13 protein-coding genes and 1 riboswitch are annotated in these 15,501 nt (G+C 68.4%); of the genes, 7 read left to right on the plus strand and 6 right to left on the minus strand.

Features of this window, described 5'->3' with window-relative positions; all coding sequences use genetic code 11:
* Positions 1 to 313: 313 nt before the first annotated feature.
* Positions 314 to 904, plus strand: a complete 591-nt coding sequence (locus ACMT1E_RS00865; protein WP_414901611.1) for an SOUL family heme-binding protein — start codon at positions 314 to 316, stop codon at positions 902 to 904.
* Positions 905 to 907: 3 nt separating this feature from the next.
* Positions 908 to 1,234 carry a hypothetical protein gene (locus ACMT1E_RS00870; RefSeq protein WP_414901612.1) on the plus strand — a complete coding sequence of 109 codons (327 nt, stop codon included), beginning with the start codon at positions 908 to 910 and terminating at the stop codon, positions 1,232 to 1,234.
* Positions 1,235 to 1,246: 12 nt separating this feature from the next.
* Here ACMT1E_RS00870 and ACMT1E_RS00875 read toward each other — a convergent pair whose 3' ends face one another.
* Entirely contained in the window at positions 1,247 to 1,918 is a 672-nt protein-coding gene (locus ACMT1E_RS00875; protein ID WP_414901614.1) for a class I SAM-dependent methyltransferase, read from the minus strand.
* A gap of 248 nt (positions 1,919 to 2,166) precedes the next feature.
* Between ACMT1E_RS00875 and ACMT1E_RS00880 the strand changes: the two genes are divergently transcribed.
* A complete protein-coding gene (locus ACMT1E_RS00880; protein ID WP_414901616.1) occupies positions 2,167 to 3,783 on the plus strand; it encodes an O-antigen ligase family protein in 1,617 nt (538 codons plus the stop codon).
* 14 nt (positions 3,784 to 3,797) lie between these two features.
* Here the strand turns inward: ACMT1E_RS00880 and ACMT1E_RS00885 are convergent, their stop codons facing one another.
* From ACMT1E_RS00885 to ACMT1E_RS00895, 3 genes are read right to left on the minus strand one after another with little or no spacing between them, the layout of a single operon-like run.
* Positions 3,798 to 4,205, minus strand: coding sequence for a RidA family protein (locus tag ACMT1E_RS00885; protein WP_414901617.1), 408 nt, complete (start codon positions 4,203 to 4,205; stop codon positions 3,798 to 3,800).
* Positions 4,206 to 4,236: 31 nt separating this feature from the next.
* Entirely contained in the window at positions 4,237 to 5,217 is a 981-nt protein-coding gene (locus tag ACMT1E_RS00890; RefSeq protein WP_414901619.1) for a quinone oxidoreductase family protein, read from the minus strand.
* 38 nt (positions 5,218 to 5,255) lie between these two features.
* Complete coding sequence (locus tag ACMT1E_RS00895) at positions 5,256 to 7,583, minus strand: TonB-dependent receptor (protein WP_414901621.1); 2,328 nt, start codon at positions 7,581 to 7,583, stop codon at positions 5,256 to 5,258.
* Between the two features lie 345 nt (positions 7,584 to 7,928).
* Here ACMT1E_RS00895 and ACMT1E_RS00900 point away from each other — a divergent pair, with 345 nt between their 5' ends.
* Positions 7,929 to 8,954: an AraC family transcriptional regulator gene (locus tag ACMT1E_RS00900; protein WP_414901622.1), complete on the plus strand. Its 1,026-nt coding sequence runs from the start codon at positions 7,929 to 7,931 to the stop codon at positions 8,952 to 8,954.
* 109 nt (positions 8,955 to 9,063) lie between these two features.
* A riboswitch (cobalamin riboswitch) is annotated at positions 9,064 to 9,297 on the plus strand.
* 170 nt (positions 9,298 to 9,467) lie between these two features.
* Positions 9,468 to 11,492 (plus strand): TonB-dependent receptor plug domain-containing protein, encoded by a 2,025-nt coding sequence (locus tag ACMT1E_RS00905; protein ID WP_414901623.1) that lies wholly within the window; start codon positions 9,468 to 9,470, stop codon positions 11,490 to 11,492.
* Here the strand turns inward: ACMT1E_RS00905 and ACMT1E_RS00910 are convergent.
* Positions 11,489 to 12,325, minus strand: coding sequence for an ABC transporter substrate-binding protein (locus ACMT1E_RS00910; RefSeq protein WP_414901624.1), 837 nt, complete (start codon positions 12,323 to 12,325; stop codon positions 11,489 to 11,491). The two genes, ACMT1E_RS00905 and ACMT1E_RS00910, sit on opposite strands and share 4 nt — an antisense overlap.
* Positions 12,326 to 12,359: 34 nt before the next feature.
* On the opposite strand from ACMT1E_RS00910, the gene ACMT1E_RS00915 reads away from it, so the two are divergent.
* Positions 12,360 to 13,367 carry a FecCD family ABC transporter permease gene (locus ACMT1E_RS00915; RefSeq protein WP_414903239.1) on the plus strand — a complete coding sequence of 336 codons (1,008 nt, stop codon included), beginning with the start codon at positions 12,360 to 12,362 and terminating at the stop codon, positions 13,365 to 13,367.
* Positions 13,361 to 14,149, plus strand: coding sequence for an ABC transporter ATP-binding protein (locus ACMT1E_RS00920; RefSeq protein WP_414901625.1), 789 nt, complete (start codon positions 13,361 to 13,363; stop codon positions 14,147 to 14,149). The genes ACMT1E_RS00915 and ACMT1E_RS00920 overlap by 7 nt, the downstream gene beginning before the upstream one ends.
* 63 nt (positions 14,150 to 14,212) lie before the next feature.
* Here the strand turns inward: ACMT1E_RS00920 and ACMT1E_RS00925 are convergent, their stop codons facing one another.
* Positions 14,213 to 15,499 carry a histidine-type phosphatase gene (locus ACMT1E_RS00925; protein WP_414901626.1) on the minus strand — a complete coding sequence of 429 codons (1,287 nt, stop codon included), beginning with the start codon at positions 15,497 to 15,499 and terminating at the stop codon, positions 14,213 to 14,215.
* Positions 15,500 to 15,501 lie beyond the last annotated feature (2 nt).

Below are 15,501 nucleotides of genomic sequence, written 5' to 3' on the forward strand. Positions count from 1 at the left end.
CCGCGCGTGCCGGCCAATATGTCCGCCTATCCCTCGCGACCCGTTCCGCGTCGAAACCGGCGCGGTGGGCGCGGGTGTAGTAGTAATCGAGCAGCGCCGCCGGTGCCGCGTCGGTGGTGAAGCTGACGATACGCAGCCGGCAGCGCACGGTGTCGCTGCGCTCCTTCGTCATCGGCCTGTTTGCCATCCGGGCTGCGGAAATGCCCGAAAAACGTGAAGGAAGATTTGACCACGCCCCTGCCCTTTTGGTCCAATAGGCGTTTGACAGTGCGTGCGGCGCCCCCACATGGGGCGGGACCAAGGGGAGCAGGCGATGCGGCTCAACGCGAAATGGATCTTCGGCGGGATTGCGGTGGCGGCCGCGGCGGCGGCGGGCGGCTGGTATCTGCGCGAACGGGCGACCGAGCGGCCCAATCACCGCACCATCGCCACCGACGGCGCGTTCGAACTGCGCGCCTATCCGGCGGCGTTGCTCGCTGAAACGGTCCGCTCCGGCCCGCGCGTCGCCGCGCTGATGGAAGGCTATGAGGCGCTGCTCGACTATGTCCTCGCCCGTTCGCGCAAGGGTGAGCGGCTGGCGATGACCACGCCGGTGCTGAGCGACCGCGCCGAACCGGTCGGCTGGCGCACCCGCCTGTTCATGCCGGGCAAGTGGACGGCGGCAACCCTGCCGCCGCCGCCGGACGACATCGCGATCGTCGAACTGGCGCCGCGCCGGGTCGCCGCCGCCCGCTTTTCCGGTCGGGCGGACGACCGCACGCTGGGCCGCAAGGAACGCGCGCTCCGCCGCTGGCTGGAGGGGCAGGGCCTGCGCGCCGCCGGCCCTGCCGAATATGCGTCCTATAGTGGCCCGTCGGTGCCGGCGCCGATGCGCCACAATGAAGTGCTGATTCCAGTCGCGTAGAGTTTGCGCTGTTCAAACGGCACCGGGCCGCTCCCGATTCCGTCCGAAGCCGGCAAACGCCGGACTCCAGGTCTTGCGCGCGCGGGCGGACACCCCCACTATCGGGATATGCTGAACATCCTCTCGATCCTGATCGGCCTGTTCGCGCTCTTGCTGGCGATCCCGGCCTTTATGCCCATCCTCGGTGCCGCGAACTGGCTGATCGTACCGATCGCGCTGGTCGGCATCGGCGTCGGCGCGCTGTCGCGCAGCAACACCGGCCGCAACCTCAACATCATTGTCTTTTTGATCTGCTGCGTCCGCCTCTGGCTGGGCGGCGGCATTCTGTAAGCGGCCCCCGCCTTAGCGGAAACGCCAGCGGAAACGGCCCGCTCCGCCGCGCTCGCCGCGCATGATATACTGTTCGGCCAGGTAATGGCGCGCGCAGCCAAGAGTGAGCCAGTCCATCAATCGCGTCCGGCGCCGGCCAAAGCCGTTGACCCGACCGTCGACGACATTCAGCCCGGCACCGCGCATCAGCGCCAGCGCCGAATGCTCGGTGAAGAAGCGCAGGTGGGTGCGGTCCATGATGCCCGCGTCGGTATAGTCGAAACGCCGGCGGAGCAGCAGGTCGCGCACCACCTTGTAATGGGCGACGTTCGGCACGGAAACGATTACCGCGCCGCCCGGCTCGAGCAGGGCGACAAGATTGGTCAGCACCGCCTGCGGGTCGGTCAGATGCTCCAGCACATCAAGCGCCAGGATCAGGTCGAACCGGCCGAGATCGTCGGGCAGCGGCTGTTCCAGGTTATGGATGACGGCGCGGTCGACGCGCTGTTCCAGCACCGGGCGCAGCGCGGCCTGTCCCTCGCAGGCGACCGCTTCCGCTTCCGGCCAGCGCTGCTTCAGCCAGGCCAGGGTGCCGCCGGCGCCGCTGCCGATTTCCAGAATGCGGCGGGGCGCCCTGTCGGGCAGCAACGGCGCGATTTCGGCGCGGATATGCTCGAAATATTCGGAAGGACTCTGGTCGGCCATCTTTCACTCTTCAACAAGGCGGCGGCGCCCGCCGGGGCCGGCACGGCGGCACCCGCAATAGGGCGTTACCCTTAAGCGATGATGACCGCCACCGATCTGCATAGGCGGGCGGGGGCGGCATCGCCAAGCCGAAAACGCGCCGCGCCGTCATCGGCCCGGTTCTTAGCGCGGTGTTGAAGAAATCGGTGGCATGCTACGGCCGAATGTGATTCGCGGCGCGGTCGGCGTCCAACGGGTAGAGTGGCTGCATGTTGAGAGCGCTGAAGGGCGGCATTGCGAATTATCTGGCTTTCCTCATGAAGCCGGCGCCGGCCGTGCTCGGCCCCTTTCGGGCGCCGGTGGCGCCACACCGCGCGTTGGTGCGCAAGACGCTGTTCCTGGCGGCCTGCGCCTTTGCCGGCATCTTCTACGGTTTTGTGTTCACGGTGTTCCCGCCATTCTTCGTCATCGTCCTGTCGATCCCGATCCTTGTGCTGATGCTGGTGGTGATCTGGTCGCTGCCTGATCAGAAGACGGCGCCGACCCGGTTGCTGACGTGGCTGCTGTTCTTCTTGCTGATCGTCACCGTGCTGTGGCCCAATTATCTGGCGATCGCGCTGCCCGGCATGCCGTGGATCTCGGTCCGCCGGGTCGTTGGCGCGATGGTCGGCATCGTGCTTTTGCTCTGCCTGTCGGTCTCGTCGGATTTTCGGGGCAGGCTGAAAGAGGCGCTGACCGCTACGCCCTTCCTCTATTACGGCATGGTCGGTTTCGTCATCATCCAGTTCGCGACGTTGTTCTGGTCGGACCCGCTGTTCAGCAGTTTCTTCCCGGTGCTCGACCACCAGTTCGTCTGGACCGCCGCCTTTTTCGCCAGCGTTTGGGTGTTCCAGCAGCCGGGCCGGGTCCGTCTCTATGCGGCGCTGATGGTGGGGATGACGGTGTTCCTCGGTCTGATGGCGATCGCCGAATACCGCAACCAGGCGATCCTGTGGGTCAACCACATCCCGTCCTTCCTGCGCGTCGGCGACGAAGCGGTCGAGCGGATGCTGACGTCCAATTTCCGCGACGGGCGCTATCGCATCACCACCACCTTCGGCATGTCGCTGACTTTCTCGGAATTCCTCGCGATGGTGTCGCCCTTCGTGCTGCACCGGGCGATGAACGCCAAGCATGTGTTCAGCATCGCGTTCTGGGTGATCGCCGACATCTTGTTGCTCGTCCTCACCTACATGACGACATCGCGGCTCGGCGTCGTCGGCTGGATCGCGGCGCATTGCTTCTACCTGATGGTCTGGACCTTCCGCCGCTGGCGCCAGAACCCAAGCGATCTGTTCGCGGTGGCGCTGGTCGTGGCGCTCCCGGCGGCGGGCGCGATGGTACTGATCGGCGTGACCTCGGTTGATGCGATCAGCAAGCGGACGATCGGCGGCGGTTCCACCGGGTTGAGCGACACCGGCCGAAAGGAACAATTCCGCATGGCGCCGCCGGTCATCGCCCGCAATCCGCTCGGCTACAGTTCGGGCAAGGGCGGGCCGGCGCTCGGCTACCGCGCGCCCGGCGGGCAGTTGACCGTCGACAGCTATGTCCTGAGCGCGGTGCTCGACTATGGCGTCATCGGTTTCATCATCTTCTTCGGTATGATGATCGGTATGATCTTCGGCCTGTCAAAGGTGACGCTGGAGGAGGACGGGTCCGACCCGGACATCCACCTTGCGCTTGCCGTGGCGGGATCGCTCGTCGCCTTCCTGACCACGAAGCTGGTGCTCAGCCAGGAAGACAACCATATTCTGTACTTCGTCCTGCTCGGCATGGCGTGCGCGATCCTCGCGCGCCACCGGCAGGCGATGGCCGGGCGGGCGCCGGCGCTGCCGGCAGTGGCCTGAACCGCCGCGTCCGGTTACGCCGGGATAACCGCCGTCGCTTCAATCTCGACCAGGAAATCCGGTATCGCGAGGCGGGCGACGCCGATCAGCGTGCTCGCCGGCAGGTGGTCGGCGCCAAAGAATCCGGTCACCGCCTCGCCGATGATCGACAGATAATCCGGCTTGTGGTCGACGACATAGATGCGGATGCCGACGACATCGCGCGTCGCCGCCCCTGCCGCCGCCAGCGCGCGGCCGACATTGCGCAACGCTTCGTCAAGCTGGGCGGCGAAGTCGCCGGCGCCGATCAGGGCGCCATCCTTGTCCCACGCCGTCTGGCCGGAACAATAGACGGTCTCGCCGGCACCGGCCTTGACCACCTGGCTGAAACCGAATGGGCCGCTGTCGAACAGCGTCGGGGGGTAAAGGCGGTGATGGGCCATGGCGTAACGCTCCACACGCTGTTTCAGAGGATCAGGGGAATAACAGAACCGGGCCGATCGTGTCCCGGCTTTCGACCTTGCGGTGGGCCGATGCGGCGTCGCACAGCGCGAAGCGGCCGCCGATATCGACCGTGATCGCGCCGCTGCGCAGCATCGCGAACAGGTCCGCGGCGCTGGCCAGCAGGTCCTCGCGCCGCCTGGTGTGGGCGAAGAAGGACGGCCGCGTGTAGAAATAGGATTTCCAGATGTCGAACTTCATCAGCTCCAGCGGCGGCGGGTGGCCGGATGCGATGCCGTAAAGCACCATCAGCCCGAACGGGTCGAGGCACTCCAGCGACTGCATGAAGGTTGCCTGCCCGACGGAATCATAGACAACCGGCAGTCCGGCGCCGTCGGTGATCTCGCGCACGCGAGCGACGAAATCTTCCTCGCTGTAGTTGATGATATGGTCGCAACCGTGGGCGCGGGCATAGTCCGCCTTGTGCGCGCTGCCGACCGTGCCGATGACGGTGGCGCCCAGATGCTTCGCCCATTGGCAGACAAGCGATCCGGTGCCGCCGGCGGCGGCGTGGACCAGCACCGTGTGCCCGGCGCCGACGGCGAATGTCTTGCGCACCAGATAGCGGGCGGTCATCCCCTTGTGGATCGTCGCGGCGGCCAGCTCGTCGGAAATGTCGTCGGGCAGCGCGATCAGTCGTTCGGCGGGCAACACCCGCTGCTCGCAATAGCTGCCGGTCGGCACCGTTGCATAGCAGACCCGGTCGCCGGGCTTGAATTCGCTGACCCCGGCGCCGGTCTCGACGACCACCGCCGCCGCCTCGATGCCGGGGACGGTCGGCAGCGGCGGGCAGGGGTAGGCGCCTTGCCGCTCGCCGATCTCCTTCATGTTGACGCCGATCACCACGTTGCGCAGCAGCACTTCGCCGGGCCCCGGCGGCGCAACCTCAACCTCCTCCCAACGCAGCACGTCCGGGTCGCCGACGGTGTGGAAACGAATGGCGTTGGTCTTCATGGGCGGCACGATCCTGCTGCTCTGTTCGGGAAAGGGGCTCAGAATGTCCGCCGGACGGACAGCGACCATTCGCGCGGGTGGGAGAAGACACCCTCGATCACCCCGGCATTCTGGTCGTTCACCCCCGCGACCAGATAGGACCGGTTGGTGATGTTCTTGACCATCGCCGTCACCGCCCACAACGCATCGGCGTCGGTCAGGCGCAGCGCGGCGTTCAGCAGGCTGACCGGTTTCTGGATCAGCAGCGGCGTGTTGGCGGCGTCGTTGGCGATCGTCGAGGTGTAGGCATAGTCGACGCGCGGCGTAACCATCCACCCGTCCGCCACCGCGATGCTGTAGGCAATCGCCGCGTTGACCGACCATTTCGGCGTGTTGACCAGCCGGTTGTTCAGGGTCAGCTGCGCGCCCGGCTCCAGGCTGCGATAGCGGGCGTCGAGGTAGCCGAGGCCGCCTTCCAGCACCAGATTGTCGGCCGGCACCGCGTGCAGCTCCAGTTCGCCGCCGCGGATGCGGGCTCTGGCGGCATTGCGGGTGATCGTGCCGATCTCGGTGGTGCCGGGCGTCGCTTCCGACACGTTGATCTGCATGTCCTTATAGTCGGTCCAGAACAGCGCGCCGTTCAGCCGGACATGGCTGTCGGCCCAGCTCGACTTGAAACCGATCTCGTAGGCGTCGACCTTCTCCGGCCGCGCGCTTGGAATGTCCGGGCGCGGCGGGAACACGCGCTGGGTGAAGGTGCCGGATTTGAAGCCCTTGCTGTAGGACGCATAGGTCATCACGTCCGGCGTCCACTTATAGGCCAGGTTGACGTAGGGCGTCGTCTCCCTGGCGTGGATCGCTTCCCAGCGGTCCGGCAGCACCGGCACGCCGGCGGGAATACCCAGGCCGTTGTCCTGCGCCACCGCCGACTTCGGATTGAACTTCTTGGTCTCGTCGGTGTAGCGGCCGCCCAGCGTCACGCTCAGCTGGTCGGTGATGTCGTAGGTGAACTGGCCGAACAGCGCCTTGTTGTGGCTTTTCACCAGCCCGCCGGAATTGAACACCGCACCAGCCAGCTCGATGATGTCGATGTGGGTGCCCTGCTCCTCGAAATAATAGCCGCCGACCAGCCAGGCGAGGCGGTTGTCCGCCGTCTTGCCCTGCACCTGGATTTCCTGGCTGAACTGGTCCTGCTTGTAATAGTCGGTGGTCTGCAGGACGGTCAGCGGCGAATGGTCCGAATCCCGGCTCCAGAAGCCGGAGATCTTGCGATAGGCGCTGATCGACCGGATCGAGACGCTGTCGCCGACCTGCCAGTTCAGGTCGAGCGAGGCGCCGAACGCGCTGGTCCCGGTGTCCGGCGACAGCGGGTGGCCGGGGATCAGCGCGTTGACCAGCGGGTTGGTGCTCAGATGCTGGCTGTAGGTGCGGTATGGCCCGGCGATCCACTGCGCGTTGAAGCATGTCGGGTCGGACAGCCGCGCCGGGCTGCCCTGGTTCAGGCAGTTGGCGCTCGGGTTCTTGCCATATCGGTTGACCGGGTTGGTCGGGTCCAGTTCCAGCCCGTTGGCGATCAGCGGGAAGATCGCGTTTTCGTTGGCGGCGATCAGCACGTTCGCCGCCGGGTTGGTGCGGTCGCGCGATCCGTCGACGGCCAGATAGACGTCCAGGTCCGGTGACGCCTTCCACAACAGGCTGGCGCGCCCGGCCCAACTTCCCTCGTCGCCCAGGTCCGGCCCGCCGGGCAGCAGGTTCCTGACGTATCCGTCGCGGCTCTTGCGCGATCCGGCGAAATTCACCGCCAGCGAGTCGGACAAGGGCAGGTTCAGGCTCAGGCGGAAATCAGCGCGGCTGTAGCGGCCGATGGTGATCTCGCCGCTGCCCGAAACGCCGTCGAAGCTGGGCTTGCGGGTGGTGATGCTGATCGCGCCGCCAATCGTGTTGCGGCCGAACAGGGTGCCCTGCGGGCCTTTCAGCACCTCGATCCGCTCGACATCCAGCATGTCGAGCACCCCGCCGATCGAGCGGGCGACATAGACGCCGTCGACATAGACGCCGACGCCGGGGTCGGTCGCCAGCGCCCAGTCCTGCTGGCCGATGCCGCGGATGTAGATCGACGATGCCGAACTGGTCGCGGCGAAGGCGGCGGTGTTGCGGAAGGTCAGGTTGGGCGCGAAACTGTTGATCTCGGCGATGTTGGTCAGGCCGCGCGCCTCGATCCCGGCGGCGGAGAATGCGGTGATCGCGATCGGCGTGTCCTGCAGGTTCTCCGCCCGCTTGCGCGCCGTGACGATGATGTCTTCCACCGCATAGGCGGTGGTGGATGCCGGCTGGCCTTCCCCGGCCTGCGCCTGCGCGCTGGCAAGGGCAGGGGTGGTCCCCCCCATGAAACCCGCCAGGATGATTGTTGCGGAAAGCAATGATCCCGATGTGTGCCGCATGGACCGTTCCCACCCCCTGCCAGTTCTTGTCGTTATGTGTTTTTGCGCTGCCTGCCGGGCGACCGGGCCTGCCCTGCAAACAGCGAGGGGCAAGGCTAGGTGGGGGCACGCGCTGCGGCCTATATCGTTTCGGCCGAATCCTAGCCCAATTCCGTCGAAATCGTGCTGGGCGGCGGCGGAAGCGGCGGGCCGGATTGACAAAATTCATGCCCCGGCAGCAGAAAGGCGGCGGCTACGGAGATACGCAGCATGGCCTCGTCCCGGAACGCTGTCGCGGGGATCGCTCCCCTTGTGATACCGGAATGGCGGGGGCCGGGCATCGCCGACAGCATGGCGACCAGCGTGTTCCACCGCTTCGCCACCACCGATCTCGACATCGTGCGCGATACGATGTGCGGCCGGTTCCGCCCGCATGCCATCAACCCGCGCGGCCGCCCCGGCGAACCGCGCATGTTCGAACTGGACGAAGTGGCGCTGGGCGGTGACCTGATCCTGACCAAATTCCGCTACAATCGCGAAGTGACGATAGAGGCGCCGCCGCTCGACGATTTTTTCGTGCTGAAGTTCACGCTCAGCGGCCGGTGCCAGACGTCGCAGGGCGACGCGTCGACAAGCAGCCTGCCGGGCACGCTCTGCGTGCTCAACACCACCCAGCCGATCCGGCTCGATATGGACGACGCCTACAGCCAGATGACGGTGCGGATCGGGCGCAACGTGCTGGAGGAGGCACTGACCGCCGATCTCGGCCGCCGTCTGCCGCGCCGTCTGGAATTCCAGACGGCGGCACGGCCGCTTCACGGCGGACTGGCCAGCCTCGCGCGGACGGTGGTGGCGATCTGGGGCGATCTGGCGGCGACCGGCGATCATTCCGGTTATTGTCTGAAAGCGGTGCAGAAAAGCACGCAGCAGACCATCGCCGCGCTGCTGCTGTCCGCCTTTCCCCACAATTTCTCGGATGCGCTGCCGGGGGCCGGGGATGGACCGGTCCCGTATTTCGTATTGCGCGCCGAACGGTTCATCCGGGCTCATGCCGCCGATCCGATCGCACTGGCCGATATCGTGCGCGCCGCCGGTGTCGGCGAACGGGCGCTGCAGGCGGGCTTTCGTCGGTTTCGCGCCACTTCGCCGACCGGTTATCTGAAGCTGGAACGGCTGGAACAGGCCCGACTGGCACTGCTCACCGGCGCCCGTGCCCGGCGCACGGTGACCGACATCGCGCTCGACTGCGGCTTCTCCCATCCCAGCAAATTCGCCCGGTGCTACCGCGATCGATACGGCGAAACCCCGTCGGAAACCTTGCGGCGCGGGTGGGGCTGAATCGGCCGCTTTTCGCCTGCCCACGCCCTCGGGCGTGGCCGATATGCAACATGATTGGCATCGCCGGGCGATTGGTCTAGGGGCGCGGGCGGCAGGCGGGGTCACCCGCTTGTCGCAAGATCGCGCCGGTGCCCCGCAAGGGGCTTAAACGGGAATGCGGTGCGGGTGGCGACACCCAAATCCGCGGCTGTCCCTGCAACTGTAAGCGGTGAGCGTGATGCACTGGGTCCCTCCGATGGAAGGGGCTGCCACTGGGCCGAAGCCGAAACGGCGGGGTCTGGGAAGGCGTGCATCGTGCCCTGACCCGCGAGCCAGGAGACCTGCCGGCGCATGGTCGCTCTTGCCCCGGTCCAGGGAATGGCCGCGGCACGGTCCTCCGTCTGAGCGACGCAGTGTGCGGCCGGGGCCGCACCGGCATGTGTGCCGGGCGCTATCGCGTCCGTCCGGCAGCGCGCGCTGGCCGCTCGCGCGGACGCCCCGGCCCGTCGTTCGGACGCTTGGGGTTTTTTGATAATGTTCAGTTCTGTCTCTTCACGCGCGGCGATCGCGGCAATCCTGTGCGCCGGCGCCGCCCATGCCGAGGGCGCGCCGGCTCAGCCGGACGACGGCAAGGCGATCGTCGTCACCGCCTCGCGCTCTGGCGATGCCATCCCCGCCTACCTGCTTGGCGCATCCGTCACCCTGCTCGACGCGGCCGCGCTCGAACAGCGCCAGACCCGCATCGTTTCCGACGTGCTGCGCGACGTGCCCGGCGTTGCGGTCAGCCGTGCCGGCGGCGTCGGCGGCCTGACCGCGCTGCGCATCCGCGGCGCGGAGGCCAATCACGTGCTGGTGCTGGTCGACGGCATCAAGGCCAGCGACCCGTTCAACGGCGAGTTCGATTTCGGCACGCTGATCGCCGATGAAGCCGCGCGGATAGAGGTGCTGCGCGGCCAGCAGAGCGCGCTCTACGGATCCGACGCGATCGCCGGCGTCGTCAACTACATCACGTTGAGCGGGCGCGAGGCGCCGGGCGTCAGCCTGCGCGCGGAAGGCGGATCGTTCGAAACCCTGTCGGCCGGCGCCCGCGTCGGCGGCGTAGCCGGCACGCTCGACTATGCGTTGACCGGCACCTACTTCCACACCGGTGGTACGCCGACCGCGCGCGGTGGCAACCGCGATGTCGGGTCGGACAATGCCGGCGCATCGGCCAAGCTGGTGTGGGCGCCGTCGCCGGACTTCAAGGTCACCGGCGTCGCCCGTTACAGCTATACCGACGCCGAACTGAACGCCAGCGACGGCGACGCGGCCAGCCCCAGCTTCGGCTACACCATCGACAGCCCCGGCGCCCATTACCGCAACGAGGCGTTTTACGGCCTGGTCCGGGCGGAGGCGACGGCGTTCGACGGCCACTGGACCAGCGCGCTGTCGTTCCAGATCGCCGACACCACGCGCAAGGGCTATGACGTGCCCTTCTCCTTCCTGCCGCGCGCCGGCCAGACCGTCGGCTATGCCTATGGCGACAAGGGGCGGCGCTATCGCGGCTCCTATGAAAGCACCGTCCGCTTCGGCAATGCCGACGTGCAGAACCGCTTCACCTTCGCCGTCGATGCGGAGCGTGAGGAGTTTCAGAACACCTCGCCGCCCGCCATCGCCGGCAATTTCACCGGAAAACGGCACAGCGACACGCTCGGCTTCGTCGCCCAGTATGACGTGACGCTGTTCGACCGGCTGGCGCTTGGCGGCTCGCTGCGCATCGACGACAACGACCTGTTCAGCGACAGCACCACCTACCGGGGGCAGGGCAGCTACCGCTTCGGCGAAGGCACCCGCATCCACGCGGCGGCCGGCTCCGGCATCAAGGCGCCGGGCTTCTTCGAACTGTTCGGCTTTTCCGACGGTCGCTACACCGGCAACCCGGCGCTGCGCCCTGAACGCTCGGAAGGCTGGGAAGCGGGGGTCGAGCAGAGCTTCGCCGACCGGGCGGTGACGCTTGGCGCCACCTATTTCTCCAACCGCTTCAGCGATGAGATCTACACCACCTACGTTCAGGTCGGCGGCCAGTATGTCGCGACGCCGGACAACCGCGCCACCGCCACCCGGCAGAAGGGTGTGGAGGCCTATGCCCAGGCGCGGCTCGGCGACGGCTGGCGCGTCGATGCCAGCTACACCTGGCTCGACGCGAAGCAGGATCAGGACGTGCTGCCGGTCGTCGCCTTCGTCCCGACCCGGTTCAGTGGGCAGGCGGTCAGGCGGGCGAAGCACATCGCCAGCGCCAACCTCAGCTGGGCGCCGGTGGACGGCCCGCTGAGCGCGACGCTGACCGTGCGCTATAACGGGGCGCAGAACGATCTGGCCTTCGTCGACCCCGCCTACGTGCCCGAACTGGTTCGCCTGCGCTCGTTCACGCTGGTCAACTTCAATGCGGAATACCGGCTGACCCCGGCGATCGCGCTGTTCGGCCGCGCCGAAAACCTGCTCGACCGGCGTTATGAGGAAGTGTTCAGCTTCGCTACGCCGGGCCGTGCCGTCTACGGCGGCGTCAAGGTTCGCCTCTAATGCCGCCCGCCGCCCGGATGCGCCTGCCGCATCTGGGCGGCCAGGCTGCGCGCGGCCCGGACATAGGCCGGGCCGCCGCACACCGTCCACGCCTGCGACAGGCGAAGGCGCGGGATCGCGGCCAGCGCCGGATGCCGCAGCATCTCGGTGCCGTGGTCGACGACCTGCTCGCTGTCGCTTTCGACGATCAGATAGTCCGGCCGGCTGGCGACCAGCTCCTCGATGCTCAGCCGCGACAGCGGGCCCTTGCCCAGCACGCTGGCCAGGTTGCGCAGCCCCACCCGGCGCATCAGCTCGTCTATCAACGTGCCGGTGCCGCTCAGGAAGCCGCGCCGCTGGTAATAGGCGGCAACGCCCCCGCCCTTCAGCACCGGGATCGCCGCCAGCTCGGCGCCCATCCGGCGGATCATCGCCTCGCCGCGCGCCGGGTGGCCGACCGCCGCGGCGACGGTGCGGATGTTGGCGATGATCTCGGCATGGCTTTCCGCCGCCGGCAGCTCGACGACGCGGTAGCGCCCGCTGGTCAGCGCTGCGATCCGCCCCATTGCGAAGCCGGGGTTGGCGACGACCAGATCGGGGCGAAGCGCCAGTACGGCCTCCGCGCTGCTGTCCGATACCGGCGCGTCGCGCGCCTCGGCTGCGGCGGCGGACATCGAAGGGTCTTTGACGAACCGGGTCAGTGCGGCAATCTGGCTGCGGTCGGCCAGCGCGAGGACGAGCTGGTCGGCGCACAGGTTGAGCGACACGATCCGCGCCGGTGGGGCCGCCGCCGCCGGTGCCGCCGCGCCGCACAGCAGCAGGGCAAGGCAAAGGCGTAGGGCGATGGCGGGCATGGATCTCTCGACGGACGCGGTCACGCCCCCGCTCATGCCGCCGCCCGGCGGCCGGCACAAGCGCGCTCTGGTCACCCTCGGCTTGCTCTTCGCCTGCGTGGTGGCGGCGCTGCTGTCGGTGCTGGTCGGCCCCGCCGGGCTGCCGCCGGGGCGGCTGCTCGCGGCGGCGGCGGGCGGCGACGACTGGATCGCCCGCACCATCCTGTTCGAACTGCGCCTGCCGCGCGCGGTACTGGCGCTGGCGGTCGGTGCGATGCTCGGCGCCGCCGGCGCGGCGCTGCAAGGTTATCTGCGCAATCCGCTCGCCGAACCGTCGGTGCTCGGCGCGTCGAACGCGGCGGCGCTGGGCGCGGTCGTCGCGCTTTATTTCGGGCTGGCGGCGCTGCACCCGGCGGTGCTGCCGCTCTGCGCCATCCTCGCGACGCTGATTGCTTTGGCGTTGCTGTTCCTGCTCGCCGGCCGGTCGGAAAGCCCGCTGACCCTGATCCTCGCCGGCATCGCCGTCGGGACGATGGCCGGTGCCGGGATCAGCCTCGCGCTCAACATGGCGGCCAACCCGTTCGCGGCGATGGAGATCATGACCTGGCTGCTCGGTTCGCTGGAGGACCGGTCGACCACCCATATCTGGATCGCGCTGCCCTGCATCGCCACCGGCCTCGCCCTGCTGCTGTGGGACGGCCGGGCGCTCGACGCGCTGACGCTGGGCGAGGACGGGGCGCTGGCGCTCGGCATCGACCTCGGCCGGGCGCGGCTGCGGCTGCTGCTCGGCGTCGCGATCGGCGTCGGCGGCGCGGTCGCGGTGTCCGGCGCGATCGGCTTCGTCGGGCTGATCGTGCCTCACCTCGTCCGGCCGCTGACCGATCGCTCGCCCTCGGCGCTGCTCGTGCCCTCGGCCATCGCCGGGGCGGCGCTGCTCACCCTTGCCGACGTGCTGGTCCGGGTCATCCCGTCGACCAATGAGCTGAAGCTCGGCGTCGTCACCGCCTTCGTCGGCGTCCCCGTCTTCCTCGTCTATCTGATGCGGGAGCGACGGCTGTGGTGACGATCGCCCTCGACGCGCTCGGCGTCACCCTCGGCCGCCGGCCGGTGCTGCGCGACGTTTCCGCCACCCTCGGCGGCGGCAGCCTGATCGGCGTCATCGGCCCCAACGGCGCCGGCAAGTCGACGCTGGCGCGGGCGATATTGCGGTTGGTGGCTGCACAGGGGCGGGTGCTGGTCGACGGCACCGACGCCGCCACCCTGTCGCGCGCCGAACTGGCCCGCACCATCGCCTATCTGCCGCAGGGCCAGACGCTGCACTGGCCGCTGGCGGTGGAACGGCTGGTCGCGCTCGGCCGGCTGCCGCACCTAGCGCCCTTCTCGCGCATCGCCGCGGCCGATCATGCCGCGATCGAACGGGCGATCCGCCTCGCCGACGTCGACGCGCTGCGCGACCGGGTGGCGACCGAGTTGTCGGGCGGCGAGCGCGCGCGGGTGCTGCTCGCCCGCGCGCTGGCGGTGGAGGCACCGGCGCTGATCGTCGACGAACCGCTCGCCTCGCTCGATCCGGGGCATCAGCTTGAGGTGATGGAACTGCTGCGCGATCAGGCGGCGGGCGGGGCGCTGGTCATCGCCGTGCTGCACGAACTGACGATGGCGGCGCGCTTCTGCGACCGGCTGCTGTTGCTCGACGGTGGGGCGCTGGTCGCCGACGGCACAGCGGCGGAGGTGCTGACCCCGGCCCGTCTTGCCGCCGTTTACGGCATCGATGCGTGGATCGGCACCGCCGGCGACGCGGCGCTGGTCGTGCCGCTGCGCCGCTGTGGAGATGACCGGACGGGATAAGCGGGCGCTGCATCACCCCCATGCCCCGTCCGGCCAGGTCGCCGGTCGGACCCTTCCGGGAATTCAGGATCCGGCCAGCTTCGCTTTCACCACCGTGGTGAATCGGTCGATCGGGCAGGGCGCGGTGTCGCCCGCCGCGTTGCAGCCGGGGATCGGCAGATAGGCGCGATAGCCCGGCGCATCCGGGTCCAGCGCTTGTTGTTCCCGCAACTGGTCCATCGTCTGCGCGCGGAAAAAGGCGCGGACGAAGCGCTGGCCCTTGCCGTCGCGCAGCAGTTCAAAGCCAAGCGCCCCGCCCGGCGGAATGTCGTCTTTCGGATAGCTCGGCACCTGCCAGTCAAGGCCGAGCAGGCTGCCGATATCGGCCAGGTTTGTGTCATGCCCGAACAGCAGGGTCATCCGGGCTCCGTCCGCCCCGGCGGTCAACGCGCCAAGCATGCGCGAAACCAGCGGCCCTGCCGCGCGCTGCGCGACATAGGGCGATCCGTTCTCGTAGCGGAACTTGACCGGGTGGAAGACCAGCAACTGTTCGATCTGGTCGCGGGTCACCCGGCCCCAGCCGACATCGCTCATCGGCATGCCTTCCAGATATTCGAGCAGCAGGGTCTGGCTGATCGTCGACCCGATCGCCAGCGGCCCTTCCAGGTCCGGCCGGTCATGCGGATGGGCGGCGAGCGTCGTCGGCAGGTCGGCCAGCGTACAGGCTTCGCCAGCCCCGTTCGCCGCGCAGACCGTGGCTGAACAACAGCCAAGGACGGTGCCCAGCATGGTGATCTCGGTGTTGTAGGCGGCGGCCTCTGCCGGCATGCCACCGGCCGGCGCCAGCGCCAGCGCCTCGGCATGGCCGCGCGCGCCGTCGAAATCGGCCGGACCGGAATCGAGCGGGTGGAAGATCGCGTCTTCCGGCCCTTCCTTGGCCGGGTGGGCGACCGCGACGACGCAGCCGGGCAGCAAGGTTTCCAGATAGGCCTCGCCGGTCTTGATCGCGCGCTGCTTGGCGCTCGCCTCGGCATCGACGGCGCCGGCGGCCAGGCAGCCATTGGCCGGGATCAGCCCGCGCTTTACATATTCGGCGCGGTCGGCGGTGCCGAGCAGGCGGATGCCGGCGGCGCCGCGTGGGGTCAGTAGGCCGTAATCGACCGGCCAGGCCGGCCACGGATCGCTGGCATAATTGGTGCCCTTCGCCGGGTCCTTGGTCGGCGGGCGGATGCCGTGCCGCATCACGAACACCACCCGTTCCAGCGCCATGTCGCTGGCGCCGGCCGGGCTGTCGGTCGCGGCGCAGCCGCCGGCGGCCAGCGTCGTCAGCGCAACGCCGATCATGGCGCGAATGGCTGTGTGCATGGTCATCC

Origin of the sequence: Sphingomonas flavalba, from assembly GCF_047553045.1 — a bacterium.
GTDB classification, from domain to species: domain Bacteria; phylum Pseudomonadota; class Alphaproteobacteria; order Sphingomonadales; family Sphingomonadaceae; genus Sphingomonas_L; species Sphingomonas_L flavalba_A.